The organism is uncultured Clostridium sp., assembly GCF_937920395.1.
Classification (GTDB): domain Bacteria; phylum Bacillota; class Clostridia; order Clostridiales; family Clostridiaceae; genus Clostridium_AD.
This window is the reverse complement of the sequence record NZ_CALEVF010000205.1, coordinates 1-25896: the sequence shown is the minus strand read 5'-3', so window position 1 is coordinate 25896 and position 25896 is coordinate 1. Positions and strand designations below refer to the sequence as shown.

Below are 25896 nucleotides of genomic sequence, written 5' to 3'. Positions count from 1 at the left end.
AAATAACTATAAACAATTTTAAAATAAATAGTTGACTTTAACTAGCTGGTCTAATCTTCAAAAACATGTGACTCCCAAAATAAAGTTCCCATACTATGAAGTTATTATAATACCTTTAATTTTACCAAAAAAACTCTTATTTTCAAAGTAAAATAATGGTAAGAGGTATCGTGGTTATTTTATAAATTTTTAGATATTTTTTCTTCAGGTAATTCGCCGTCCATTCCTAAATAATAGTGACGAATTGGCTTTAGATTATCATCTAATTCATATACTAGCGGTACTCCAGTAGGTATATTCAAACTTACTATATTATCGCTAGATATATTATCAAGATATTTCACTAAAGCTCTTAGAGTATTTCCATGTGCAGAAATTATTAGCTTTTTACCGATTTCTATTTGAGGTACTATCTCTTGAAACCATTCTACCATAACCCTCTTTATAGTATCCTCTAAACTTTCAGTTGCAGGAATTTCATCTTGTCTTAATTCTTTATATTTAAGCTCCGAACCAGGGTACCTTTCATCTGTAACCGAAAGTTCTGGTGGTCTTACATCTACGTATCTTCTCCACTTATGAACTTGTTCATCTCCATATTTTTTGGCAGTATCAGCCTTATTTAATCCTTGAAGTGCTCCATAATGTCTTTCATTTAGTTTCCATGACTTATATACAGGAATCCACATTAAATCCATCTCATGCAAAACAATCCAAAGTGTTCTAATTGCCCTTTTTAATACAGAAGTATATGCGATATCAAAAACATACCCATTAGCCTTAAGTATTTGGCCAGCCTTTCTTGCTTCAATTAATCCATTCTCTGATAAATCTACATCTGTCCAACCAGTAAACCTATTTTCTTTGTTCCAAACACTTTCACCATGTCTTATTAATACAAGCTTAATCAAAATAATCACTCCCTACTTAATTAAAATTTTTATTATCAACCTATGATAAACTCCATCTTATTGCTTAGTTTTACTTTAAATGTAACATAATCGATTATGCTTATTATAACACCACTTGCTTATGACTTTACACTAAAAAATGTAAAATATTAAAAAAACAAGCTAAAAGTTTTGACATTAAAGAAATGCCATACTTTTAGCTCACATATTTTGAATATTTATATACTAACCTTTAACACTACCTACTGTAAGCCCACCAACAAGGTATTTAGACAAACAAATAAATAATATCATTACAGGTACAGCTGTAATTAAGGCTCCTGCAGAATATATACCCCATGCAGTATTGAATTGTCCTTGCATACTTACAAGCCCAACGGGTAGCGTTAATTTTCCCGCATCGTTTATAATAACACTTGCAACTATATACTCTGACCAAGCTCCCATAAATGAGAATAATGCTGTTAATGCAACAGATGGCTTTGCAAGTGGTAATATTATCTGATAAAAAGATCTAAATACTGAAGCCCCATCTACAAAAGCACTCTCCTCAAGTGATTTTGGAATGGTATCATAGAATCCTTTCATCATCCAAATGTTAAATGGAATTGATGTAGATACGTATATTACTGCCAATGCAATATAACTATTTGTCATATTTAACTTAATTACCATTAAATATAAAGGCAACAAGGTCATAGCTAATGGAAACATCTGAGTTACTAATAGCAAAGATAATCCCATTTGTTTACCTCTAAATTTAAATCTAGAAAATGCATATCCAGCTGTAACTGAAAGCATTACACTAAAAATACAAGCAACACCTGAAACAATTAAACTATGAATAAGCCAATTTAACATATCATATTGTATAAACGCTTGCTTGAAGTTATCAAATGTTGCATTCGCTGGAATTATACTTAAAGATTTTGTAAATAATGCATCTGCCGGTCTTAATGATACTGTTACTATAGTTAAGATTGGATATACGGAGCATATACATGCAATTATTAATACTGCATATATTAGTGTTATTTTCAAAGGAGAATCTCCTTTGCCAAACTTTTCTTTAAATTTATTACTTTTCATGCCTTTCACCTCTAATCTTCTGATTTTTGAGCTCTAACAAAGAAGGTACTAAATGCTAATAAAATCAAGAATATAATTACCGAGAGTGCTGCTGATTGACCATATCTGAAATATTGGAACGCCCTCTTAAACACCATAGTTATTAGAATCTGAGACTCATCTGAAGCTGAGCCACTCGTAATTATGTATATTACATTAACCATATTAAATGTCCATACTGTTCCAAGTACTATAGCAGGAGTGAGTATTGGTTTTAAAAGTGGTAAAGTTATGCTTTTGAACTTTTGAATACCCGTTGCCCCATCCAAATCTGCAGCTTCATATAATTCATCTGGAATACTTGAAAGCCCACCAAGTGATATCATCATCATAAAAGGAATTCCAAGCCATATATTAGTTATAATACAACCTACAAATGTCCAGTTTGGTACTGATAACCATGGAATAGCTGCCGCATTACCAAAAATATGTGTTAAAATAATATTTACAGAACCGTATTCAACATTAAACATACCTTTCCAAGTCATTGCAGCAACATATTGTGGTATTGCCCAAGGTAGAATTAGCAATACTCTTATAAATGCTTTACCTGGTAATTTTCTATTTAAAAGTACTGCAAAAAACAATCCAAATGCAACATGAAAAAATACATTAATAGCCGTCCATAATATTGTTCTTATTAATGTAGTATAAAACAGGCTTTCTCCAAGTACATTTTTATAATTATCAAGACCAATCCAAGGATAAATCTGACTTTTTAAATTCAGTAAAGTTACATTTTTAAATGAAATTATAATTTCATATATAAGTGGATAAGCAACAACCAGTACTAAAACTATAACCGCTGGTGCTAAAAAAAAGAACGGTGTCATCTTACCTTGTCCTATACCTAAACCATCATTACCTTTTTTCTTTTTTAATTTTTTAACAGTCCCATTCATGTCAAGACTCCTTTCTTTAAAATAAAAAGGGGATTTCTCCCCTTTTATAAATACATTCTATAGTCCTAAAGCTTTTATTCCTTCCTCAGCTTTCTTTTGCATAATTGCTCCTGCATCCTCAGGTTTTGTTTTTCCTGACAATACATCTTGCTGAACTGGTTTAATCGCATCCCAAATAGCTCTCATTTGTGTGATATTTGGCATTGGTGTTGCTTTAGACAATTGATCTTTTTGTCCTACTATTAATGGGTTTTCAGTAATCTTAGCATCTTTTATAGCCTCAAGATTAGTTGGAAGTTGTTGATGTGCATCAACCATCTTTAACTGTGCATCTTTTGAGTTTACAAACAATAAGAATTTTTTAACTGCAGCTATTTTATTTGCATCCTTTACTCCTGCAGATACTGTATATCCTTTAACAGCAGAATAAGGTGCTGGTGATTTACCATTTATTGTTGGAATTGACATTATACCTAAATCAATTCCAGCTTTTTTATAATCTGCAAAACCCCATGGTCCGTTAATTATAAATGCAGCTTTTCCACCTTTAAATAAGTTATCAGCAACTGTTGCATCAGATTCTTTAGCAATTAGACCCTCACTGTGTATTTTTTTCATAAAAGTCATCCACTGAGTAACAGCTGGAGTATTTAATGTTGGTTTAGGTGAAGTCGCATTAACATCATCAAATACCTTACCACCAAAAGCCCCTAAGAATCCAATTGAGAAAAATGGTTCAACTTCGTTAAATACTAAGCCATAATCAACTTTACCTTCTTTTTTAAGTTTTAATCCCATTGCTTCTAATTCCTCAAAAGTTTTAGGTGGAGTTGGAACTAGTTTTTTATTGTAAGAAATTAAAACTTCATTACCATTTCTATCTGGAATCATATATTGTTTTCCTGTAAACTTACCAGCTTCTAATGTTTTTTGATCTAAAGTTTTCATAAAATCTGCTCCAACAATAGTATCAATAGGTTGTACTAAACTACCTGGAACAAATACTCCAAGGTTATCATTTGGTGATAATACAATATCTGGTCCTGTTGTACCTAATGACGCCGTTGAAAAATTCTTTCTTAAATCTTCAGTCTCATAATGTGTTCTTTTTACTGTTATAGTAGGGTTTGCAGTGTGAAAATCAGTAATTGATTTATCAAGTGTCTTTTGTGCGGTCGCATCATCCTGTTCCCAAAAAGCTAAACTTACTGGTTTACTTGAATCTACTGCCGGAGTTGATTTAACAGCTGCCTTACTACCACACCCCGCAAGTGTTCCTACTACCATTGTTGATATCATTGCAATAGCCAAAATTGATTTAATCTTTTTCATTTCTTTACCCCCCTAAATAATTTAGAAATTCTAAAATCTTTTAATGATTATTTTGAAAACGTTTATTAACTTATGCAACCGTTTGCCTAAAATCAGTTTACTATTAATTTCTTTACTTGTCAAACTGTATTTCAAAAATTATAATTTTATTTTTTAGGCTTAATTTACCTTGCATAACTTCAACCAATGTACCATCAATAATATTAATATATTCACCATCAGCTACGTCTAAGTTTATCTCGCCTTGCTCCTTCCCTACATTAAATATTCCAATAAGCTTTTTATTTTTCATCAAATAAGACGCTAAAATAACATCTTTATCATCACAGGTGCAGATTTCATAATAACCCTTTGCCATAATCTCTTTCTTCTTTATAACTCCAAGTGTTTTCAATAACTCTACAAAATCTTCCTTTATTCCATCCCAGTTAATCTTATCAGTGTCAAAAAGACTTGGTGTGGTAACCGCTTGCGCCTCCTGTCCTGCATATAAAAGTGTACATCCCTTTTGGAAATACAAAAAGCCTGTCCAAATCTTTAAAGTCTCTTCATCATGGATAAGGCTCTTAGCCCTAGGCTGATCATGATTCTCTAAAAACCTTAACTTAACATAATTATCTGGATATATTGACTCTTGAATGGACACTCTATCTATATATTCCTTTAATGAATTCTGTCCACTAAAATATCCTAAATACTCTTTGTTTACATCATAATCATATGCTATATCAAAAGCCTGGTATATTTCACTGTCAGATAGACCTACAAAACCATTTTTTCTCATGCTAAGTAAAAAGCTTGGATCTACACTCTCTGATAGCCATATTGTATTTTTATTTATCTTTGCTACCTCTTCTCTTGCACTTAACCAAAATCCTAATGGTACAAGTGAAGCTACATCACACCTAAAACCATCTACCCCAAGGGTTATCCAATATTTTAAGGTTTCAATTTGGTAATCCCATAAATCTTTATTATTATAATCAAGATCCACTATATCTGACCAATCTCCTACCTTGTTTCCGAGGTTTCCATCTGCCTTTTTATAAAAAAAAGATTTATGATTTTCTACAAGAGTAGAATCTGGCGAAGTATGGTTGTAAACTACATCTATTATGCTTTTCATTCCTAGCGAATGTATCTTATTAAGTAATCTTTTAAAATCTTCTAAAGTGCCGTACTCAGGGTTTATTTCCCTATAATCTTTTATTGCATAAGGACATCCAAGATTACCTTTTCTATTTTTAGTTCCAATAGGATGAATAGGCATAAACCATATAATATCTGTCCCTAAACATTTAATTCTTTCTAAATCCTCTTCAACATCTTTAAAATTTCCATTAACTCCATGATTTCTGACATATACGCAGTACATAACCACGTTCCTCAAAGACACATTTGTGTTACTTGCCATAATAAAGCCCCCTTTTTATTATTATAAACTTTATTCAAACGGATGCATTCGATAATAAAAGTATAATCTATCTTATAACATTTATACTGTAAATATCAAGTTTTTTTATTAAAAAACGGTATAAAAAAAGCTCTAGGTAGCTAGAGCTTTTGGGTTGAATCTCTTTCGACTAATTTTGTATCAATAATATAATTATTTATATCTTCCTTCTCATTTTCTAATTTGTTTATTAATAACTTAACTGCATAATATCCTAATTCTTCAGAATTAATATCTACTGAAGATAATGTTGGATTTCGAAATTCCGCAATCGGTGTATTATTAAAGCCTATAATTGAAATATGATGCTTTGACACCTCACTTATAGCTTTTGATGCACCAAAAGCTATTAAATCATCAGTTGTAACAACAGCTGTAGGGCTATCTTTACTTAAAATTCTTTTCATAGCATCATACCCACTATTTTCTGTAAATTCAGCTACTTGAACCATGTTTTCATCCAACTTCTCACCGATATTTTCCATAGCTCTCTTGTAACCTTCTAATCTATTTATAGTTACATTAAGTGTAGGTGAACCACCTATAAAAGCAATTTTTCTCTCACCATTTTGTATAAGATAATTAACAACACTATACATAGCATGAAAATTATCATTATCAACCCATAAAACCCCGTCCGCATTTTCTGGTTTTCCTATTACTACAAAAGGGTAGTCTACTTCTTTAAGATAGGCAATACATTTATCATCCTTTCGAGCTACAGCCAAAATAATTCCGTCAACTCTCCTACTATTTATCAAACTTGCTATTTGCTCTACTTCTTGATCTTCATTGTTACTGTAAGTATACATAATATAATATCCTTTTTTCTGAGCATAATGACTTATTCCTCTCATTATCTGTATGAAAAAAGGATTAACAAATAAATCTTCATCAGTGTTAGGTAATATAAGGCCTATAGTCTTTGTTATTTTACTAACTAAGCTCCTAGCTATTGCGTTAGGATGATAATCTATTTTTTTCATTGCTTTGTAGACTCTTTGTTTTGTTTCATCACTAATTCTAGGATTATCTGCAAGTACTCTTGAAACCGTAGATGGTGATACATTTGCAATCTTCGCTACATCTTTTATAGTTACTGACATGTTAACTTCACTTCCCAATTCATTAAAATATAATAAACTTATTATATTATTAATTTTGCTATTAATCAAGATTACTTATGCAACTAGTGCCACATTTTAAAAAAAACCGAGTAGTACGATGCTTTATGCATATTACAGTAATAAAGACGTTCATAAAAAATAAATTTAATTATTTTGTGCAAACGCATTCACAAATGTATGATTTTATATTATTATATAAATATAGATGTTGTTAAAGTAAAATTAAAGGAGAGCTATATGAAAAACATAGAGAGTTATATGCATAACATTAAAGCAATTATATTCGATTTAGATGGCGTATTAGTTGATACCGCTAAATATCATTATTTAGCATGGAAGAGACTAGCACAAGAATTAAACATTGAGTTTTCTATAGAAGACAATGAGAGATTAAAAGGTGTAAGTAGAATGAAGTCCCTAGACATCCTTCTCGAGATAGGTGGTCTTACATTAAATGACGATGCAAAAATTAAACTAGCAGATAAAAAGAATATCTGGTATGTGGAATACATTTCTAAGCTAACCCCCTCTGATATTTTACCTGGGGTTATAGACTTTATAAAAAGTATTAAAGCAGGCAGGTTAAAAATGGCCTTAGGATCTGCAAGTAAAAATTCTATGCTTATTCTTAATAACTTAAAATTGACGGATTATTTTGATGCTATAATTGATGGCACAAAAGTTTCTAGTGCAAAACCAGATCCTGAAGTTTTCTTGAAGGGTGCTTTGGAACTAAACATACCACCTTGTGAGTGTATTGTTTTTGAAGATGCCCAGGCTGGTATCGACGCTGCAATTAATGCCGGAATGTACTGCATTGGTATAGGCTTCGAAAATACACTAAAAAAAGCAAATTTAGTCTTTCCTGGATTTTCTAATATGACTCTTGATAAATTAGGACTATAAAATGATTAACAATGGAGGATTTTAATGAAGAACTATTATGAACTTGACGAATGGAACATTATTGAAAAAGGTTTTGATTCTGATAATAACGAAATATCTGAGAGTATTTTTAGCTTAGGTAATGGGTATATGGGACAAAGAGCAAATTTTGAAGAAGATTATAGTGGTAACACTCTTCGTGGAAACTATATAGCAGGAGTTTACTATCCTGATAAAACAAGAGTTGGTTGGTGGAAAAATGGCTATCCAGAATATTTTGCTAAGGTTTTAAACTCAACAAATTGGATTGGAATAAGTCTTAAAATCAATCATGTTATTTTAGATCTTGCTAAATGTAGTATTCGTGAATTTGAAAGAGTTTTGAATATGAAAGAAGGATATCTGGAAAGACGTTTTGTAGCTACACTTAAAAATGGAAACGAAATTGAAGTAAATGCTAAAAGATTTATAAGCATGACCCGTAGTGAGATAGGTGCTATAAAGTATTCCATTAAGTTATTAAATTTCAGTGGCAAAATAGAAGTTTCCCCTTACCTTGATGGAAACGTTATGAACTTTGATTCTAACTACGATGAGACGTTTTGGGATGAAATTTCAAAAGATGTTAAACCATATGAAGCATATATGATGTTAAAAACTAAGAAATTAGATTTCCACATATGCACAAGTATGGCCTTCGAACTAACTAAAAATAACGAAGTAATTAAACCGGCACTTGTAACACTTGATGAAAGCGAAAAATATGTTGCAAATACTATTTCAATAGATTGTTATAAAAATGATGAACTTGTAATTTATAAGTATATTGCAAATACATCATCTAGATATTATGAAATACCAGAATTAATTAAAATAACCAGAGAACTTTCAATCAAAGCTAAAAATGATGGATTTGAGATGCTTCTAGCTGAACAATCTAAGGCTTGGAGTGAAAAATGGAAACAAAGCGATATAGTTATTGAAGGGGATGTATCTGCTCAACAAGGTATTCGCTTTAATATATTTCAATTAAATCAAACCTATACGGGAGATGATTATAGACTAAACATAGGACCAAAAGGTTTCACTGGTGAAAAATATGGCGGTGGCACCTACTGGGATACTGAAGCTTATTGCATTCCATTCTATTTAAGTACAGCAAATGAAAAAGTTTCGAGGAATCTTTTATTATATAGATACAACCAATTAGATAAAGCCATAGAAAATGGAGAAAAATTAGGTTTTAATAATGGGGCAGCACTATTTCCAATGGTTACAATGAATGGTGAAGAATGCCATAACGAGTGGGAAATAACCTTTGAAGAAATTCATAGAAATGGAGCCATAGCTTATGCTACATATAATTACGTAAACTACACTGGTGACAAGTCTTGCCTTGGTGAATTTAGTCTTGAGGTACTTATAGCTATATCAAGATTCTGGGCTCAAAGAGCTACTTTTTCAACTTGCAAAAACAAATACGTGATTTTAGGTGTTACTGGGCCTAATGAATATGAAAATAATGTTAATAATAATTGGTATACTAATAAAATTGCTTGTTGGACTCTTGCATATACACTTAAAGTTATAAATTATCTAACTGATAATGAAAGTAAAAGATTAAATGAAATAAAATTAAAACTTAATTTTAAGGATGATGAGATAATTAATTGGGAAAATATCATTAACAATATGTACTATCCTCGTGATGAAGAGCTTGGCATTTTTCTTCAACAAGATGGCTACATGGATAAAGAACAAATATTAGTTAAAGATCTAGATGAAAAAGATATCCCAATAAATCAAAACTGGTCATGGGATAGGATACTTCGCTCTTGCTTTATAAAACAAGCTGATGTACTTCAAGGTATTTATTTGTTTGAACAAGAATATGACGTACCTACAATTAAAAAAAATTTCAATTTCTATGAACCAAGAACTGTACATGAGTCATCCTTGTCCCCTTGTATTCATACAATACTCGCTGCTAAAATCGGGAATCATGAAAAAGCATATGATATGTATTTAAGGGCATCTAGACTTGACCTTGATAACTATAATAATGATACAAAAGATGGCTGTCATACAACTAGTATGGCTGGAACTTGGATGGCAGTAGTACACGGTTTTGGTGGGCTTCGAGTTATTAATAACAAGTTAATTTTAAACCCAATAATTCCAGACCATTGGTGCTCATGTTCCTTCAAAATAATGTTTAGAGGTGCACTTTTAAATGTTAAATTTACTAAAGAATCCCTCAAAATACAAAACGAGAACGAAACACCTGTAGATTTATTAGTATATGAAAATGATTATTATTTAAATGGAAATGACCTATTAGAAGTTAAACTACCATAGGTATAAATCATTTTACACAAAACAAATTTAATTGGAAGAAGGTATAGCAAAACTTTGCTATACCTTCTTCATTATCTCTTCTATTTGCTTTGCAGGCATTGGTTTATAATAGTAATAACCTTGTATTTCATCGCACCCTTCCTTTCTCAAAAATTCTATCTGCTCCTTTGTCTCTACCCCTTCAGCAATTACCTTTAATTCTAAATTTTTAGCTAATGCAATTATAACCTTAATTATTGCTTCATCTTTATGATTTATATTTATACCTCTAACAAATGAAATATCTATTTTTATTTTATCTACAGGTAATTGTTTAATATAATTTAAAGAAGAGTATTCTGTACCAAAATCATCTATTGCAATTTTTACATCCATTTGTTTTAACTTTTTTAAAGATTCGATAATATACTCAGTTTCCTTCATAATTATGGTTTCTGTTATTTCTATTTCTAAATCCTTTGGATTTAGACCCGTTTCATTTAAAATCAGAATAATATCTTCAATTATTTTTCTGTTTTGGAACTGATTTACTGAAATATTAACTGCTATAGGTACATTTAAAATACCCGCTTCTTGCCATTTTTTATTTTGTCTGCATGCAGTTTTAAGTACCCATTCACCTATGGGCAATATCAAGCCTGTCTTTTCAGCTATATGTATAAAGTTTATTGGATTTACCATTCCAAGTTCTTTATTATTCCACCTTATCAATGCTTCCAGGCCTATTATTTCACCCGTTTCTAAACTAATTTGTGGTTGATAAAATAATTCTAGTTCATTTCTCTCTATTGCGCCAAATAACCTATTTGTTAGCTTCATCTCTTCAACTAAACTTTCCTTGATAAGTTCATTACAAAGCTGAAATTTATTTCTACCCTTTTCTTTTGCTTTATACATTGCAATATCAGCATTTTTTATTAATGCTTCTACATCACTACCATCTATCGGATAAATGGACCCACCGATGCTAGTAGTTATATATAAATCAGTATTATCTATCTTAAATGATATTTTTAAATCATTTAATATTTTTTCCGCTACTTGTCTAATATCTTCTTCATTTTCTACATTTTCAATTAAAACAAGAAATTCGTCGCCTCCGACTCTACAAACAGTATCATTTTCACTTACTATTTTAATTAACCTCTTTGCAACCATTTTTAGAAGTTCATCGCCTTTAGCATGTCCCATTGTGTCATTTATCCTTTTAAAAGAATCTAAATCGAGGAATAATACCCCTAAAAAGCTTTTGCTTATAGCTGCATTAAACATCCCCTGGTTTAATCTATCAATAAATAATGTTCTATTTGGTAATTCAGTTAAGAAATCATAATAGGCCAATTTTTTAATTTTAAATTCCATATCTATACGCGCAATTATTTCGTTCTCAAGTTCTTCATTAGAACTACTTAACTCACTAGTTCTCTCCCCCACCTTAAGTTCAAGCTCCGCATACGATTTTTTTAATTTTTGCTGAACCAATCTAATTTCTGATATATCCTGAAAAATACAAACAATTCCAAGGGAATCTTCCCACTCATCCTTTAAAACTGAAGAAGACAAAAGTATTGGTAATTTATTATTGTTACTTTGGAAAACTTCGATTTCAAAACTACTACAGTTTGTTAATTTAGACAATTCTATTTCATCTACAAATAAAGAATTTATAGGTTTATTAATTATCATACTTTTTTCATAACCTAATAGTTTAAGTGCCCCCTTATTAATATCTTTTATAATTCCTTCGTGATTTGCAATAATTAATCCTTCACTCATAATTTTCAAAACCTCTAAAGTAAAATTTTCAGGATTAAGATCCATTAATTTGTATTTTTTAATAGAGTACCATATTCCAATTATAGGTATTACAACTAAAATGATGCCAATAGAAGGCATAAATGGTCTTACAAATAACGGAATTATAATATCTGTGATGCCACCTAAAATAATTGCTATAAAAGATGTTACTAAAATAAGTTTTGCCTGCTTTTTCTCCCTTATTATCTCTGAATTTTTCCACCACATAAAAAGTAATAATATAACTAATGTCATATAAGAAAAATAGTATATATTATAAAAATTAGTCCAAGCAACCCCCTTGTCTTTTGATGATATATAAATCCACCCTAATCTTGATCTCACAAAGTTTGTTGCAGTTTCAGGTTCAAAAACATACAAATAAAATGAAAGTAAAGCTGGACAATAAAGAAATATATAAGAAATTGACTTTTTTGAAAAAACATCTACGTCGGTTAAAACGATAGTAAAATGTAAAAATAAGCAATAGAAGGTAGCCCATGAAAAGGTAGAATATAGATAAAAATCGCTTGCACTTTTTGCATTATCTGAACAATTCATTAAAAAATACATAAATGCCCAGAAAGCTAAATTCATGCAAGTTAAGAAAAATAACTTATTTGTTTTATTTCGGGAATCATTTAAAAATGTAAATATCCCTAAAATCACGTATATAATTCCACATAAAAAATATAAACTCGTTAAAATAATCAAGCCTTGCCCTCCCTCCAGTTTATCTTGTTTCCTTTTACTTTAATCCTTACACTTTTAACCTTTGTTTATAGATTATAACATAACTTTAACTATACTTTTCTTTTTAAAATAACAAAAAATAAATAAGACCCTAAAATCACACATTAAATGTCTATAATATAAAAAAAAGACCTTGAAGTTCCTTGTTAAAAGTGATCCTCATGATCTTTTTATGTTAATTTTATAAAACCTATTCAAAACTAATCTAGCAAATTTAGTGCATTATTTGTTAAAGATTTTTGCATATCAATTGTCAATAAATTAGGTGCAGACAAAACCGGTAACCCCGATAGAATACGTACAACAAGTGTTCCGACAAATGAAGCTACAGCATAAGCTCCAGGAGATACCTGTGAGGCTGGACATGGTCTTCCATCATCCATAAATATGAGAGCTTTACTTACTGCCTTAAATACAGTTGGATCTAATTGTTCTTCTAATCTGTACACAAATTTAGAAAAGACCTCAGAATATCCAAATTTATCCACCGGGCCTTCAAGCGGTAATGCAAGTATTTTTCTAAATGAACATATTGCGTCCGGTGGAAAGTATATACATCCTGCTCCCCAACCAAGTGCCAATGCCGTTATTAAATGTTTTTTTTGTTTTTTACATTCGTCATGTAAGCCTATAATAGCCGGTAGATCCAAGAAATCAATTGTATCAAAAACAATATCCGCATCTTTAACAATTTCAGTAACATTTTTTTCAGATATAAATTCAGTAATTTCTTTAACTTTAACAGATGGATTGATTGCTTTTAGTCTTTCTGCTAATGCTTTTACTTTAAGCTTTCCAATATCATCTGCAACAAAGCATTGACGATTTAAATTATGATCATTAACTATATCACCATCTGCTAAAATTATACTTTCAAATCCTAACCGAACTGCTACTTCCGCAAATGAACTCCCAATACCACAACCAGCTATAAGAATAGTTGTATTACGGATTTTGTTTTGTAATTCATCTGGTATATAATCTATGTTCCTTAACGTGAATTGCTCATATGACAAAACTATTCCTCCCCTTTTACATTTTTATCTATTAGCTATTTTATTTAATATAACCTTATCTTCCACATCGCCTAATCTTAAGCAAGTTGGAATCGTATATCCTCCAAAATAATTCTTACCCTCTTTTATAGTTTTAAAAGGATAAGATTTTCTAACTAGATAATTCAATAAATTATTTTCTATTGTTGCATAAGCATGTGTAATGTTATGATCAATTGCCCATTCATAAATAGTACGAATTAATCCCAATAATATGTCAAAGCCTCTTCTATCTTTAGGTATTACAAGTCTTGAAACTTCAACTCTTCTCTGATTGAAATTTGTAACAATATCAAAAGCTTGCTCTATGGGTATTGGCATGTTATCTTGTGGTAAAATAAGTCTTACACTTCCTACCAATGTATTATTAACATCAAAAGCGCCAAATTGTATTGAACTTTTATCATATTTATCATTTTCTAAACTTTTTAAATAATTTGAAGAATCTAACCATCCTTTTTCCTTACAATATATATCATATCTTAACTTATAAATGAGTTTTTTTTCTTCAATATTATCCACTAATCTATACGTATACATATTTTAACAACCCCCATTATTAAACATATATATATTAGCATATTATCTAAACTTTTACAATATTTTTAAACCGATTTCATCATAAACCATCATAAACCATTATAATTTATCATAATTTCCTAAACAATTTAAATATGCTCCAAGTTTTCCCAAGCACTGAATACTACCCCATCAATAAATGGAACCTCTGTTTTATATAAATCTAAAGTTATTATTTCATCAGATGGATTAGCTTCTTTATAAGTTTCTAAAAATTCATTGCCTACAGCTAAACTAAATGAATTTTCTTTAGTCTTTGGATTTGCAGTTATATATAATATTTTTGACATTTTTACATTCCCCTTTTCATTCTTTAATATATTTTTTAGATTTCATTACTTAGTATCGTTTTAGTATCGTTTTAATATTGTTGTAATACTATTATTTTATATGTTCTAATCGTTTGTTACATAAAGTAACTTATATACTTTTTGTAATTCCATTACTTTATGTTGCTATAATACATTAATATCTTTATATAAAAAAACATATTTTGTTATTGACTTCAACAATTTAATAAAGTAAAATGGCTTTGATAATCATTATCAAATAAGAAGTTAACAGAGGAGTTTTTACATGATTTTTATCTATTCTTTAATTTTCGTTTTAATTTTATCGTTATTCTTTACATCGAGCATTAAAAAAAATTCCAATAACTATTATTTAGCATCCATATTTATTGGAATTTTTACTACCATTTACGAGGTTCTTAGGATAACTTCCCATGCAAAGCTTGATGGATTTCCGCTTTATATAGAAAAGATATTTATAAAAGGCCATATTTCCATAGCATTATTTATTTTAGTAATGTTTGCAGGTGCTCTAAATTCTAAATGGAAGATATCAAGAAAGCTACTTAGTATAAGATCAGAACTCGCTATTATTTCATCAATCTTTATAATTCCACACGCCCTTATTTATCTAGTTCGCCTCATCGTACTTAAACTTCCCAAAATGATTACCACAGGTATAGTACCAACATTATATATAGCTTATATCATTGTTGGAATTATCGCATTTATTATAATGATTCCATTGTTTATTACCTCATTTAAAAAAATTAGATGCAATATGCAAAATGGTAAGTGGCGAAAATTGCAAAAACGAGCATACATATTTTACTTTTTGGTCTACATACATATTTTACTGATTTTATTAAGTAAAAAGGAAATTGATTTGTTAAAATTAAGTAGTTATACAATTATATTTGGTGCCTACACAATTTTTAAGTTAGATAAACAATCCAGATTAAAAATTGCTAGTTAAATCATCTCCTGCGGAGCTGCAATCATCTCCTGCGGAGCTGCAATCATCTCCTGCGGAGCTGCGATCATCTCATGTGGATCTGCAATAAATAAAACTAATAACTAAATATTACATTTAGTTATTAGTTTTCTCCATATGGTATGTGTACCATTTGCTAATCAATACTTTAAAAGAAGCAGCAACTGGTACCGCTATTAGCATCCCTATAAGTCCACCTACACTTCCACCTATTATAATTGCAAGCATAGTAAATACTGGGTGTAATCCTACACTATCTCCAACGATTTTTGGTGCAAGCAAGTTATTATCCACCTGCTGGACTACAATCATGCCACCAATTGCCCATACCGCTTTAATAGGTTGTCCACTTAGTAGTGCAATAATTACTGCAAGAACAGTACCAACAACAGGGCCTACATATGGTATCATGTTACAAATACCTGCAATAATTCCTATTATTAAAGCATAATCTATTCCAATAAAGTACAATACGATAGATGATAAAATCCCTACAAAACAAGCCTCTAATAATTGACCTCTTATATATTTATAAAAAGTAATATTTATAATTGATAAAATTTCTTTTAATTTATTTCCCGCTTTACTTTGCCCAAATATGAGATTAAAAATTTTTTCCCATAATTCCACAAAATACTCTGAATCTTGTATTAGGTATACACTCAATACTAAAGCTATAAAAAATGAAGCTATATTACCACCTATAGATAAAATTGAATCTGTCATTACACCTATACTTGTTGTAAAATATGTTTGTACATAACCTACAACTTGAGTTATTTTATCATTTAAATTTCCTAACATTGAAATATTTGAGCTTTGTAATTTCTTAGTTATTGAACTAACTGACAATGTTGGATTATTTAAATATTTAGTAAGATAATCTGTCATATTAGTTATAGTTATATTATTGGAAAGCTTTCCACCAATCATAATGTATATTCCACTAATAAGGGCCCCAATACCGGCTATTACTAATAAATAAATTGCTAAAATACCCACTAATCTTCTAGGCGCAGCTTTTTTAAATATCTTTCTCTTTTTCAAGAAATTTTCAATAGTTTTCACGCCTGGCTTCAATAAGTACACCATTACTAATGCCATAAGAAGTGGTTTTACAAGTCCAATAATTTTTCCTATTATGCTTGATAGAAAAGAAAATATACTCCCTATATCATTAAAAATTGTTATACTCATATAAATTAAAAGTACCGTCCCCGCCACATATAGACAGTATTTTAATAAATTTTTATCTATTTTCATTTTTTTCCCCTTTTAACTATCTTTCATTTTATATTTTTTTCTATGGTTACCTTACATTATAATAAATTTATGAGTAATGGTAAAGGTTAATATCAGATTTTAATAATATATAATTAATTAACAAATATAAAAACAAATAACAAAATTCAGAAGTTGTAGATAAGGTTATCCACATTTTCTGAATTTATAATACTTCTATATCTTCTAATCATCTATATTACCTGTCCGATTTTGCTTTTCCCTAATAACTTCAATAAAGGAATCCGTAATTTCTTTATCAAACTGAGTACCACTACATTTTTTAAGTTCTTCAATAGCTTGTTCATAGGTTTTTCTTGTATTATACGGCCTAGAAGACGTCATAGCATCAAAACAATCAACCACCGTTAACATTCTCACAAGGTAAGGTATATCTTTTCCTTTTAAATTATCTGGGTATCCATTACCGTCATACCTTTCATGATGATGTAATATTAAAGGAGCAATTTCTTTAAGTGATTCAACAGATTTTATAATTTCTACTCCATTTACTGAATGTTGTTTCATTATTTCCCATTCATTTGGAGTTAATGGCATATTTTTATTTAATATTTCCTTTGGAATATTTATTTTTCCAATATCATGCATATAAGCACCATATACTAATTCTTTTTTATTTTTTTCATTTAGTTCAAGTTTATCAGCTAGTAACCTGCTATATATAACTACCCTTTCCACATGACCATATGTATATTTGTCCTTAGCATTAATAACACTTATTAGCGTTTTTATCGATGTAATAATATCTATATGTTCATCTTCTGTATCAATTTTTAATTCTTCCAATATAGAAGTATAACTTTCAACTCTATTTTTATCAAAAAACTTAGCCCTATATAGTGCATCATCCGCACTTTTAAAAAGTTCAACAGCATTTTTTGCTTTACTTGGATAAATTGATGTTCCTATTGAGACAGTCAAATTACCATTAGGCTGATTTTCTTCACCACTAAAGTAGGTTTTTTCTACCTTTATTCTTAATCTTTCAGCAAGTTTAATTGCATCTTCCTCTGAAGTATTTGGAAGGACAATTGCAAATTCTTCTCCCCCATATCTTGCAACTACATCATCTTTTCTAAAATTATTTTTTAATATAGAACCAACTGATTTAAGTACTTCATCACCCATTTGATGTCCATTTACATCATTATAAATTTTAAAATAATCTATATCGATTAAAATCATTGAGACTAAATTATTCTCTTTTTCACTTGTTTTCATTATTCCTTCTAAAGCATCATAAAAAAATCTATGATTATAAAGCCCTGTAAGTCCATCCTCATTAGCTAATCCCTCAAGCTTTTTTATATGTTCATCTTCAATTCTCACATAAAATCCTAGCGGCCATGCTGTAAGTATAAAAACTCCAGCTAAAATTAAATCATTCTCAAAAAATTGATTAACCTGTGAATTAGTTGACCCCATGATAAGGTCTAAACCCAATATGAAAGCTGAAGAAATACATGCCACAAGCATTCCTTGTTTCATCCCTTGCTCTATAGTAGCTGCTATTATAATAAATAAAAATATAAATTTATAATCACTTGCATTTTTACCTGAATAAAATATAGCAACCATAAAAATTAAAACGAACATAAAATTTTCACAAGTTTTTACTTGTTTCTTATAATTTACATTTATTTTTTTAACAATTGAAAATGACCATAAAAAATATACTAACAATAATATAAACACTAATATTAATATACCACCAAAGTACGAAAAAAGATTATAATAGGTTTTCTCAATATTTTTTGTTAAATCACTACCATAAAAAAAATATCTTAAAAATACTATTCCTGAAAATAATAGAGAAGCTAATTTTATTATTGATACTATTTCCCAAATTTTTTTCTGTTTAGCCTTTTCTAAATCACCCATAATATCACTACCTCATCAAATTCATTATAATAAAATAATAAGGCCAGTAAAACTGACCTTATTATTTTATTGTCTTATTATTTTTCTCTTAAACATTTTGGTTCTTCTGGCTGATAAAAAGACCAGAAGCACGCTGACGATGCTACGGAAGTTGCAGCGATAGTAGTAGCTACTGCAATTAAAGCGAATAAATTCTTTTTAAAAAATTTCATTTTATTTTACCTCCTTTTCTTAGTTATATGATTTAAAAAGTTATCTACATTACCTACTAATAAGTGTCCTGGAGTTGTAAGCGTAAAAGTTTGCCACAATATACCTAAATATAAACATAAGGCATAAAAAAGAAGTTTCTTTTCGCCATTACTTATATATAACAATATAAAAAACACTGTTATAACTAAATAAACACTTAAAAGTATTATAGATCCTTTTTTCATCCGATTTCTTTTTTCTACTTTTACTATAGGTTTTGCAACACTATCCACTGGAGCTAATTTAAAAATTATATAATAGGACCATATGAATATAACAACTCCTAGTATTATAATTAATTTTAAATTAACCAGTGGACTTATTAAAAATGAGACTAACATTGCTTGTCCTACACATACAACTATACCAATAAAATTACAATTTCCTGGTGAACTTGCATGAACACCACCTGAATATTTTCTGAGCATACTACCCGTGAATGAAATTATTAAAGCTTCTAATGCTACATGAAATATCATTCCAAATATAAATACAAGAATTATAGAAAAAAGCATCTGCATTATAGCAAAAGACCCATATGCAATTACTTCTTTATTATCATTATTAAGTGATAATTCTGATGCTACTTTATTAGCAATATTATTAGATAATTTCTCCATTTATTACCTCCTTTAGCTTTTTTCTTCTAGCTAAGTATGAGTAATAAGTGAATACTATAACCGCTAAAATCAATAATGATGGAAAACCATATAATATTTTTAATAAAGGATTATTTAATAGTTTCGCAATCTTTACTTTAAATACATACTGAATCATAAACATATTAATTCCTTCACAAACAAATTCCAGAATCATTGTCATAATGCTTGCTTGTATAGATTTAATTATACTTATTTTGTTTATATTAACTGTTAATATAATAATAACTATAACATTTAGAATAGTATGTACCCCATATTGAATTGGCAATAACCTTATTAGATAAACTGCCATTAGAAAAAGTGTACTTGATATTATATATTTTTTTACATTAATAGCAGTTTTCGAAAATGCATAAACAGCAAAAATTATTAAAAACTCCTCGGGTAAACTTCTTAAAAACACTTCTAACAATGTTAATTTCAATATACTTCATTCTCCTCTAACAAACTTCTCATGAATGACTTGTATATATTATCAATAATATAATTAATTTTACAAAATATGATTTGTTTGTTTTGTAAAATTCGATTAACACTATATATTATTCATTCAAGGCTTCATCCTTTATTATCGTTGTTTTATTGATAACCTTTATAGTACTAAATATAATAATAAAAGCAAAAACTCTTATACATATATCTCCAATACTCATAACACAATACCCTACATCAAATATATCTGTTAAGAACTTTAATTTAGTAGCTGAACTTCCCAAAATATGTATATCTTTAACCATCATAAAAGAATCTGGTTTTGCATAACCAGTTAAGTATGATAAAGTTGGAAATACTGGCATTTTCCCATTATTAGCAGCTATTACAATTTTATTTAGGACACTTCCAATAATTATAAATATTGAACCTATAATTGCGCTCATATTAAGTTTATATTTAATAATCAAAATTATAAATGTTAAAAGATAAAAATAATGAAAAGTACTAGTGAACTTTATTAATGTGTAATTACCATTAAATATCATAACCTCTAAAATCACATACATTAATACAAATGTTAATACAGGGTATATTGCCCATGTCTTAAATAGTGGTTTTATTTTGTAACCTTTTACTTTTGCAAAAATAAGTGCTAAAAATATTGTTTCTATCATAAATATTCCTCACATTCAGAATTTTAACATTTAATATACTTTATTTCTATTTTGATTATACTAATTTTTAGCATATTTTTCTACCTTTTTACAAAAATAATTATATTTCATAAAAAAAACAAATAATACCCAGCGATACCATTACAATGTTTTTAATATTGTATATGACATGCTAGGTATTTTATAATTTTATATGCTTTTTTCTTTATTTCAAATATCGTAATGCTATTTCCTTATATAATCTAATAGAATCAATATATTTACTTGTTTCTACGTATTCGTTTGGTTTGTGTGCTTGCGTTTCTTCTCCAGGTCCACAAATAATAACTGATAAATTATTATTAAAACTTGGAACAAATATGGATGCATCTGTGCAATAAGTTACCCCTTTGGCTTTATATTCACTTTTCGAAACTTCTGTGGCGGTATCTAGTGTTAACTTAATAAATTGATCATCAGATTTGTTTTTTAATGCCACCTTATCATTAATAACTTTAACATCAAATTTAGCGTTAGAGTCTGCCTCGATTTCTGATAATATTAATTTAATATCTGATAATATTTCCTGATGATCTTGACCTGGAACAGTACGAATATCAATTTGTAATTTACACATATCGGGTACTACATTGACTTGAACACCACCAGAAATAGTAGCAATATTTAAAGTTGGACCTCCAAGTAAACTATCCTCTTTATATTTAAATTTAAACTTATCATGCAAAGCATTGATAAAATAGTTCATGTTATCAATTGCGTTAATTCCATGCTCAGGCATTGACCCATGAGCAGTTTTCCCATATGAAATTACCTCTAACCACAAAGCACCTTTGTGGGTAACAAAAATTTCTCCACCACTTGGTTCAGCAATAATCATAGCTCCAGCATCGCTTAAGCTTCCATCTGCTACCATAGTGTTTGCACCTATACAATCAACCTCTTCACCTGCAGTCGCTGCAAAAATTAGATCTCCTTCAAGTGTTATTCCCGATCTAGAGACTTCAATCATAGCCATAATTAAAGCAGCTAGCCCACCCTTCATGTCAGCGGACCCACGTCCATAAATTCGACCATCAATTTCTTCTGCCCCAAATGGTTCATGTTCCCATGGAATTTCTCCCACTGACACAGTATCCATATGGCCACAAAAAACCAAACTTTTTTTATTCCCTACTCCTTTTAACCTAGCCACTAAATTAGCACGATTGTGACCAACCGATTGTATTGTGGATTCAATACCACTTTCCCTTAACTTCTTTGCAATAGCCATGGCTACCAGTATTTCATTGCCAGGTGGATTGGTACTGTTAATTTTTAAAAGATCTTTTAGAAAATCAATCGCCTCTTTAATTTGTAATCACTCCTCATAACATTGCTTATATATAAACTTTTTACTACCTCTTATATTTACATTCCCTAAAGATTATATTATATTCAATAATAGGTAGAAATGCTCTTAATTATTGAAAATAAGAGATTAAATTGATAATTCATTTATATGTTAAAGCTTTGTTTTCCAATCTGTTTTGTCTAATGGATTATTAGTAAAGTCATATCATACCATTTTGCACCACCATGTACGGATTCAGATACGCCCATATTTTTATACCCAAACTTTGAATAATAATGAATAAGTCTCTCCTTACATGTTAAAATAACACCTTTACGACCTGCTACTTTTGATGCTTCTATCATATAATTCATAAGCTGTGCTGCAATTCCTTGGTTTCGATACTCTGATACTACATCAAGTCCAAAAATTGTCTGATAATCTCCATTTTGGTTATGTAATTTAGCATTCTCGTAGAGTTGATCATAAATAACTGTTCCATTAATAACACAACCATTTACAAACCCAATAATTTTTTCATCCACTTCTGCTACAAAAAAGCTTTCTGAGAACGTCTTAATCCGTTCTTCTAAAGATATTTTTGTAGCTGCTTCAGCTTCTGGAAAACAACTTGCCTCCACTTTTGTTATTGCATCTAAATCTTCAGTGACTGCTTGTCTAATTTTAATCATCATTATACTTCGCCCCTCATAACCATTAATTTTATATCACTTTGTTTAATAAATGCTATACTACAAAAAACAACTTGAAAATTTATCAAGTTGTTTTTACAACCACTCTCTTTCATTATATCAATACATTCTAATAAATTAGCATAAACTTTTTAACTTTCCACTACATTTTCAATATATTCAGCGCTTTCTAATTCCTCAAAAGCATCTTCTACCGATATACTGTCTAAAATCCTGCCAGTAAGAATTACACCTTTTTTTATATCCTCATCCCATTCAAAATCAGTCATTACACTATCAATTCCTAAGTCATAAGCAATATCTTTTGCACTAATATCTTGACCTTTATAGTTTTCTAGACCATCTTCACTAATTGTAATTTCATAAACTTTATTTTTCTTTGACATTCTTATTCCTCCCTAAAGCCTAAAGTAATATTTTAAAAATATTACATATAATATTCTACAAAGGAGTGAATATTATTCTTATATTTTTTTGTTTAGAGCATAGACAAATTTTATATTCAGAAAAAGCAATCACCTATGAGATGATTTTAAATAGCAAATACACTCTAGATTATATTAAATCTTATATCCTGATAAAAATTAACTTTAGCCGTCTCATAGTAAGGATTAATCCATAAAAAGCCTATACCTAATGTTAATATTCCTAAAAAGAACCAACCTATAAAGCTACACCATAAACTAAACAGTTTAAATTTGAAGCCAGACATCATTAGTTTACTTCGATTTAAAACATCCAAAGCGCTTAAATCAGGGTTATCCATCATAATATAGTATGACATTGAATATCCTAATGAAGCAATAATTCCTGGAATTATAAGAAGTAAAGACCATAAAATTGTGAAAAGGTTAATAATAATATTTAGAACAAATGATTTTATAAAAAATTTAAATCCACCAAACATATTTTCTATAGTTGGCCCTTCATTCCTTGTAAGCTTAAGAAAATAAGCTGCTACGCCAAGTGTTATTGGCCCCGATAAAACGAAACTTAATAAACTACCATAGCCATTGGATGATTCCATAATTGGAACTCTAATTGATTCTCCATTCTGCCAAACATTTTGAACGGAATGTACTACATTTCCATCTGAAAATGTCATTGTAACTAACCAAGCGATAAAACACACAATACCAGCTTGAAGCCATTTCCCTTGTAACTGCAGCTTTGCCCTACGTTTTAAATCACTACTTTGTTGTGGCATGTTTTTACCCTCCCTTATTACTCTAACTAATATCGCTTAATTTGCGAGTCTATTACTATTATTAGCCTATAATAATACTATTCATATATTATGCTAAATAATCCTAAATAGTTGATTTTACTGCTTAAATCTTTATCACTTTCATTCTACAATTATCCTTTTAATTTCCTAGGAAATATCAAAAGCCACTACTCCTACGAATAATGGCTTTTAGTACTTATTTTAATCTTTAAATGAAAGAGTCTGTGTTTTTCTATCCGTGCCAATAATAGTATTTTCAAAAACCAATTCTGCTCTATCCTTATACTCCGCTGGGGTAAGCATTGAAGGGCTAAAATGTGTTAATAAAAGTTCTTTTACTTCGCCATCCACAGCAAGCTTCGCTGCCTCGCTAAAGGTCATATGTTTATTCCGTATAGCCTTTTCAATATCATTTTCATCACCATATGTACCTTCACATATGAACAAGTCACTTCCCTTAATAAATGTTTTTATTTTAGAAATTGGTCTTGTATCTGTTATAAAACTAATCTTTATTCCCACTCTTTCAGCTCCTAAGACCAACTTTGGCAAATATGTTTTCCCATTGTTTATTATAATCTCATTTTTTTGAAGCCTATTCCAAAATTCCTTTGGTATTTCATTTTTAGTTGCACTTTTAACATCAAATTTTGGTTTTCTATTAAAATAGAAACTATAACCTAAACAATTAGTTGAATGCTCAAGTTCCAGTGTTGAAATTATTAAATCATTAAATTCATCTACTGAAGTTTTACTACTATTTAATGAAGCTTTTATCTTCACAAGTTCTTGTGGATTCTCTAAGATATTAATTTCATAAGGAAGATAAGGGGCTATAACCCTTAACCCATTTACAATGTTCGTAATACCAATAGGCCCAATTATAGTAATAGGCTCTGTTCTACCACTGTTACCAATTGTTAAAAGTAAACCAGGTAATCCAGCAATATGATCTGCATGTCCATGAGTTAAACAAATTATATCTATTGTCTTAAACCCCCACCCAAGTATTTTCATAGATACCTGAGTTCCTTCTCCACAATCCATTAATATCTTTCTTCCTTTATAACTTATGAGAAGTGAAGATAAATATCTTTCGGGAATTGGCATCCCTCCTCCACATCCTAGAAGTGCTAAATCAACCAATTAACTCATCTCCTTCGGAGCTGCAATATTAATGACTTTATCTATATTTTTTTAACAAATTCAGATTTTAATTCCATAGCTCCAAACCCATCAATTTTACAATCAATATTATGATCTCCATCAACTAATCGAATATTTTTTACTTTTGTACCTTTTTTTAAAGCTGTTGGACTTCCCTTGACTTTAAGTTCTTTAATTAGTGTTACAGAATCACCATTGATTAATACATTTCCATTCGTTATTGTATCTAGTATATAGTTTCTTATTAATCTCATTGTTACAACTTTATAAATATAATATTTTAGCTTTGAATTTTATAAAAATATAGAGAGTTTCGTTATTCGTTTATATATTATCATAGTCTTATACTATCCACAAATATATAAAAACACAGTAGAGAAAATATTTATCTACTGTGTTTTCAAATTTAAATATTTCCAATTAATCTAGTTTTTGTTCCTAGTCCCTTCCTTTGCAGCTTGGACGCTAGCATTCCCATTAACCTTATATCCATTGTTAGCATTTTTACTTTCTAAACTATTAGCAACAAGGCTTTGCTCCTTTTGTTTTATGGTCATATTTTTGCTCAGATTATTTTCACCATTAGGTATAATGTTTTGATTATTCTCTGCTATGGTTTTATTTTGACTCATAAAAAAACATCTCCTTTAATAATTATTCTATATTATAATGCCATTAACTTAATATA

At 29.5% G+C, this 25896-nt stretch carries 25 protein-coding genes and 1 pseudogene; 3 read left to right on the top strand and 23 right to left on the bottom strand.

Annotation, left to right across the window (positions count from 1 at the left end):
- Positions 1-179: 179 nt before the first annotated feature.
- From gpmA to Q0649_RS12835, 6 genes are all read right to left on the bottom strand, one after another.
- Complete coding sequence (gpmA, locus tag Q0649_RS12860; RefSeq protein WP_298842543.1) at positions 180-911, bottom strand: 2,3-diphosphoglycerate-dependent phosphoglycerate mutase; 732 nt, start codon at positions 909-911, stop codon at positions 180-182.
- 225 nt (positions 912-1136) lie between these two features.
- Complete coding sequence (locus tag Q0649_RS12855; RefSeq protein ID WP_298842540.1) at positions 1137-2000, bottom strand: sugar ABC transporter permease; 864 nt, start codon at positions 1998-2000, stop codon at positions 1137-1139.
- 11 nt (positions 2001-2011) lie between these two features.
- Positions 2012-2941, bottom strand: coding sequence for a carbohydrate ABC transporter permease (locus Q0649_RS12850; protein ID WP_298842537.1), 930 nt, complete (start codon positions 2939-2941; stop codon positions 2012-2014).
- A 57-nt stretch (positions 2942-2998) separates the two neighbouring features.
- Complete coding sequence (locus Q0649_RS12845) at positions 2999-4273, bottom strand: maltose ABC transporter substrate-binding protein (RefSeq protein ID WP_298842535.1); 1275 nt, start codon at positions 4271-4273, stop codon at positions 2999-3001.
- A gap of 112 nt (positions 4274-4385) precedes the next feature.
- Entirely contained in the window at positions 4386-5687 is a 1302-nt protein-coding gene (locus Q0649_RS12840; protein WP_298842532.1) for an alpha-amylase family glycosyl hydrolase, read from the bottom strand.
- 140 nt (positions 5688-5827) lie between these two features.
- Positions 5828-6832 carry a LacI family DNA-binding transcriptional regulator gene (locus tag Q0649_RS12835; RefSeq protein WP_298842529.1) on the bottom strand — a complete coding sequence of 335 codons (1005 nt, stop codon included), beginning with the start codon at positions 6830-6832 and terminating at the stop codon, positions 5828-5830.
- A gap of 258 nt (positions 6833-7090) precedes the next feature.
- Here Q0649_RS12835 and pgmB point away from each other — a divergent pair, with 258 nt between their 5' ends.
- Positions 7091-7759 (top strand): beta-phosphoglucomutase, encoded by a 669-nt coding sequence (pgmB, locus tag Q0649_RS12830; protein ID WP_298842527.1) that lies wholly within the window; start codon positions 7091-7093, stop codon positions 7757-7759.
- A 24-nt stretch (positions 7760-7783) separates the two neighbouring features.
- Entirely contained in the window at positions 7784-10096 is a 2313-nt protein-coding gene (locus Q0649_RS12825; RefSeq protein WP_298842524.1) for a family 65 glycosyl hydrolase domain-containing protein, read from the top strand.
- A 57-nt stretch (positions 10097-10153) separates the two neighbouring features.
- Here Q0649_RS12825 and Q0649_RS12820 read toward each other — a convergent pair whose 3' ends face one another.
- From Q0649_RS12820 to Q0649_RS12805, 4 genes are all read right to left on the bottom strand, one after another.
- Positions 10154-12607 (bottom strand): EAL domain-containing protein, encoded by a 2454-nt coding sequence (locus tag Q0649_RS12820; RefSeq protein WP_298842522.1) that lies wholly within the window; start codon positions 12605-12607, stop codon positions 10154-10156.
- Positions 12608-12846: 239 nt separating this feature from the next.
- Positions 12847-13662 (bottom strand): ThiF family adenylyltransferase, encoded by an 816-nt coding sequence (locus Q0649_RS12815; protein ID WP_298842519.1) that lies wholly within the window; start codon positions 13660-13662, stop codon positions 12847-12849.
- 24 nt (positions 13663-13686) lie between these two features.
- Complete coding sequence (locus Q0649_RS12810) at positions 13687-14241, bottom strand: N-acyl amino acid synthase FeeM domain-containing protein (RefSeq protein ID WP_298842516.1); 555 nt, start codon at positions 14239-14241, stop codon at positions 13687-13689.
- Positions 14242-14369: 128 nt separating this feature from the next.
- Positions 14370-14570 (bottom strand): NAD(P)H-dependent oxidoreductase, encoded by a 201-nt coding sequence (locus tag Q0649_RS12805; protein ID WP_298842513.1) that lies wholly within the window; start codon positions 14568-14570, stop codon positions 14370-14372.
- Positions 14571-14856: 286 nt separating this feature from the next.
- Here Q0649_RS12805 and Q0649_RS12800 point away from each other — a divergent pair, with 286 nt between their 5' ends.
- Positions 14857-15546, top strand: a complete 690-nt coding sequence (locus Q0649_RS12800; RefSeq protein WP_298842510.1) for a ferric reductase-like transmembrane domain-containing protein — start codon at positions 14857-14859, stop codon at positions 15544-15546.
- Between the two features lie 114 nt (positions 15547-15660).
- Here Q0649_RS12800 and Q0649_RS12795 read toward each other — a convergent pair whose 3' ends face one another.
- The 13 genes and pseudogenes from Q0649_RS12795 to Q0649_RS12735 form a co-directional block, all read right to left on the bottom strand.
- On the bottom strand, positions 15661-16827 hold the full coding sequence (locus tag Q0649_RS12795) for an AI-2E family transporter (RefSeq protein ID WP_298842507.1): 1167 nt from the start codon (positions 16825-16827) through the stop codon (positions 15661-15663).
- 204 nt (positions 16828-17031) lie between these two features.
- On the bottom strand, positions 17032-18747 hold the full coding sequence (locus Q0649_RS12790) for a diguanylate cyclase (RefSeq protein ID WP_298842504.1): 1716 nt from the start codon (positions 18745-18747) through the stop codon (positions 17032-17034).
- Between the two features lie 77 nt (positions 18748-18824).
- Complete coding sequence (locus Q0649_RS12785; protein ID WP_298842501.1) at positions 18825-18959, bottom strand: cyclic lactone autoinducer peptide; 135 nt, start codon at positions 18957-18959, stop codon at positions 18825-18827.
- A gap of 6 nt (positions 18960-18965) precedes the next feature.
- On the bottom strand, positions 18966-19619 hold the full coding sequence (locus Q0649_RS12780; RefSeq protein WP_298842498.1) for an accessory gene regulator ArgB-like protein: 654 nt from the start codon (positions 19617-19619) through the stop codon (positions 18966-18968).
- Positions 19603-20085, bottom strand: coding sequence for a hypothetical protein (locus tag Q0649_RS12775; RefSeq protein WP_298842495.1), 483 nt, complete (start codon positions 20083-20085; stop codon positions 19603-19605). The genes Q0649_RS12780 and Q0649_RS12775 overlap by 17 nt, the downstream gene beginning before the upstream one ends.
- Before the next feature lie 118 nt (positions 20086-20203).
- Positions 20204-20770 carry a DUF5317 family protein gene (locus Q0649_RS12770; protein ID WP_298842492.1) on the bottom strand — a complete coding sequence of 189 codons (567 nt, stop codon included), beginning with the start codon at positions 20768-20770 and terminating at the stop codon, positions 20204-20206.
- 205 nt (positions 20771-20975) lie between these two features.
- The gene (locus Q0649_RS12765; RefSeq protein ID WP_298842546.1) at positions 20976-22109 is read right to left on the bottom strand and encodes an ArgE/DapE family deacylase; all 1134 of its coding nucleotides are present in this window, start codon (positions 22107-22109) and stop codon (positions 20976-20978) included.
- Between the two features lie 191 nt (positions 22110-22300).
- Positions 22301-22795, bottom strand: a complete 495-nt coding sequence (locus tag Q0649_RS12760; protein ID WP_298842490.1) for a GNAT family N-acetyltransferase — start codon at positions 22793-22795, stop codon at positions 22301-22303.
- Positions 22796-22944: 149 nt separating this feature from the next.
- Positions 22945-23199 (bottom strand): hypothetical protein, encoded by a 255-nt coding sequence (locus Q0649_RS12755; RefSeq protein ID WP_298842488.1) that lies wholly within the window; start codon positions 23197-23199, stop codon positions 22945-22947.
- A gap of 164 nt (positions 23200-23363) precedes the next feature.
- Positions 23364-24020, bottom strand: a complete 657-nt coding sequence (locus Q0649_RS12750) for a DUF975 family protein (RefSeq protein ID WP_298842486.1) — start codon at positions 24018-24020, stop codon at positions 23364-23366.
- Between the two features lie 222 nt (positions 24021-24242).
- Positions 24243-25187, bottom strand: a complete 945-nt coding sequence (locus Q0649_RS12745; protein WP_298842483.1) for a ribonuclease Z — start codon at positions 25185-25187, stop codon at positions 24243-24245.
- A gap of 41 nt (positions 25188-25228) precedes the next feature.
- Positions 25229-25435: pseudogene (locus tag Q0649_RS12740) on the bottom strand (zinc ribbon domain-containing protein YjdM); the annotation flags it as partial.
- 198 nt (positions 25436-25633) lie between these two features.
- Positions 25634-25840: a hypothetical protein gene (locus Q0649_RS12735; protein WP_298842480.1), complete on the bottom strand. Its 207-nt coding sequence runs from the start codon at positions 25838-25840 to the stop codon at positions 25634-25636.
- Positions 25841-25896: the final 56 nt, after the last annotated feature.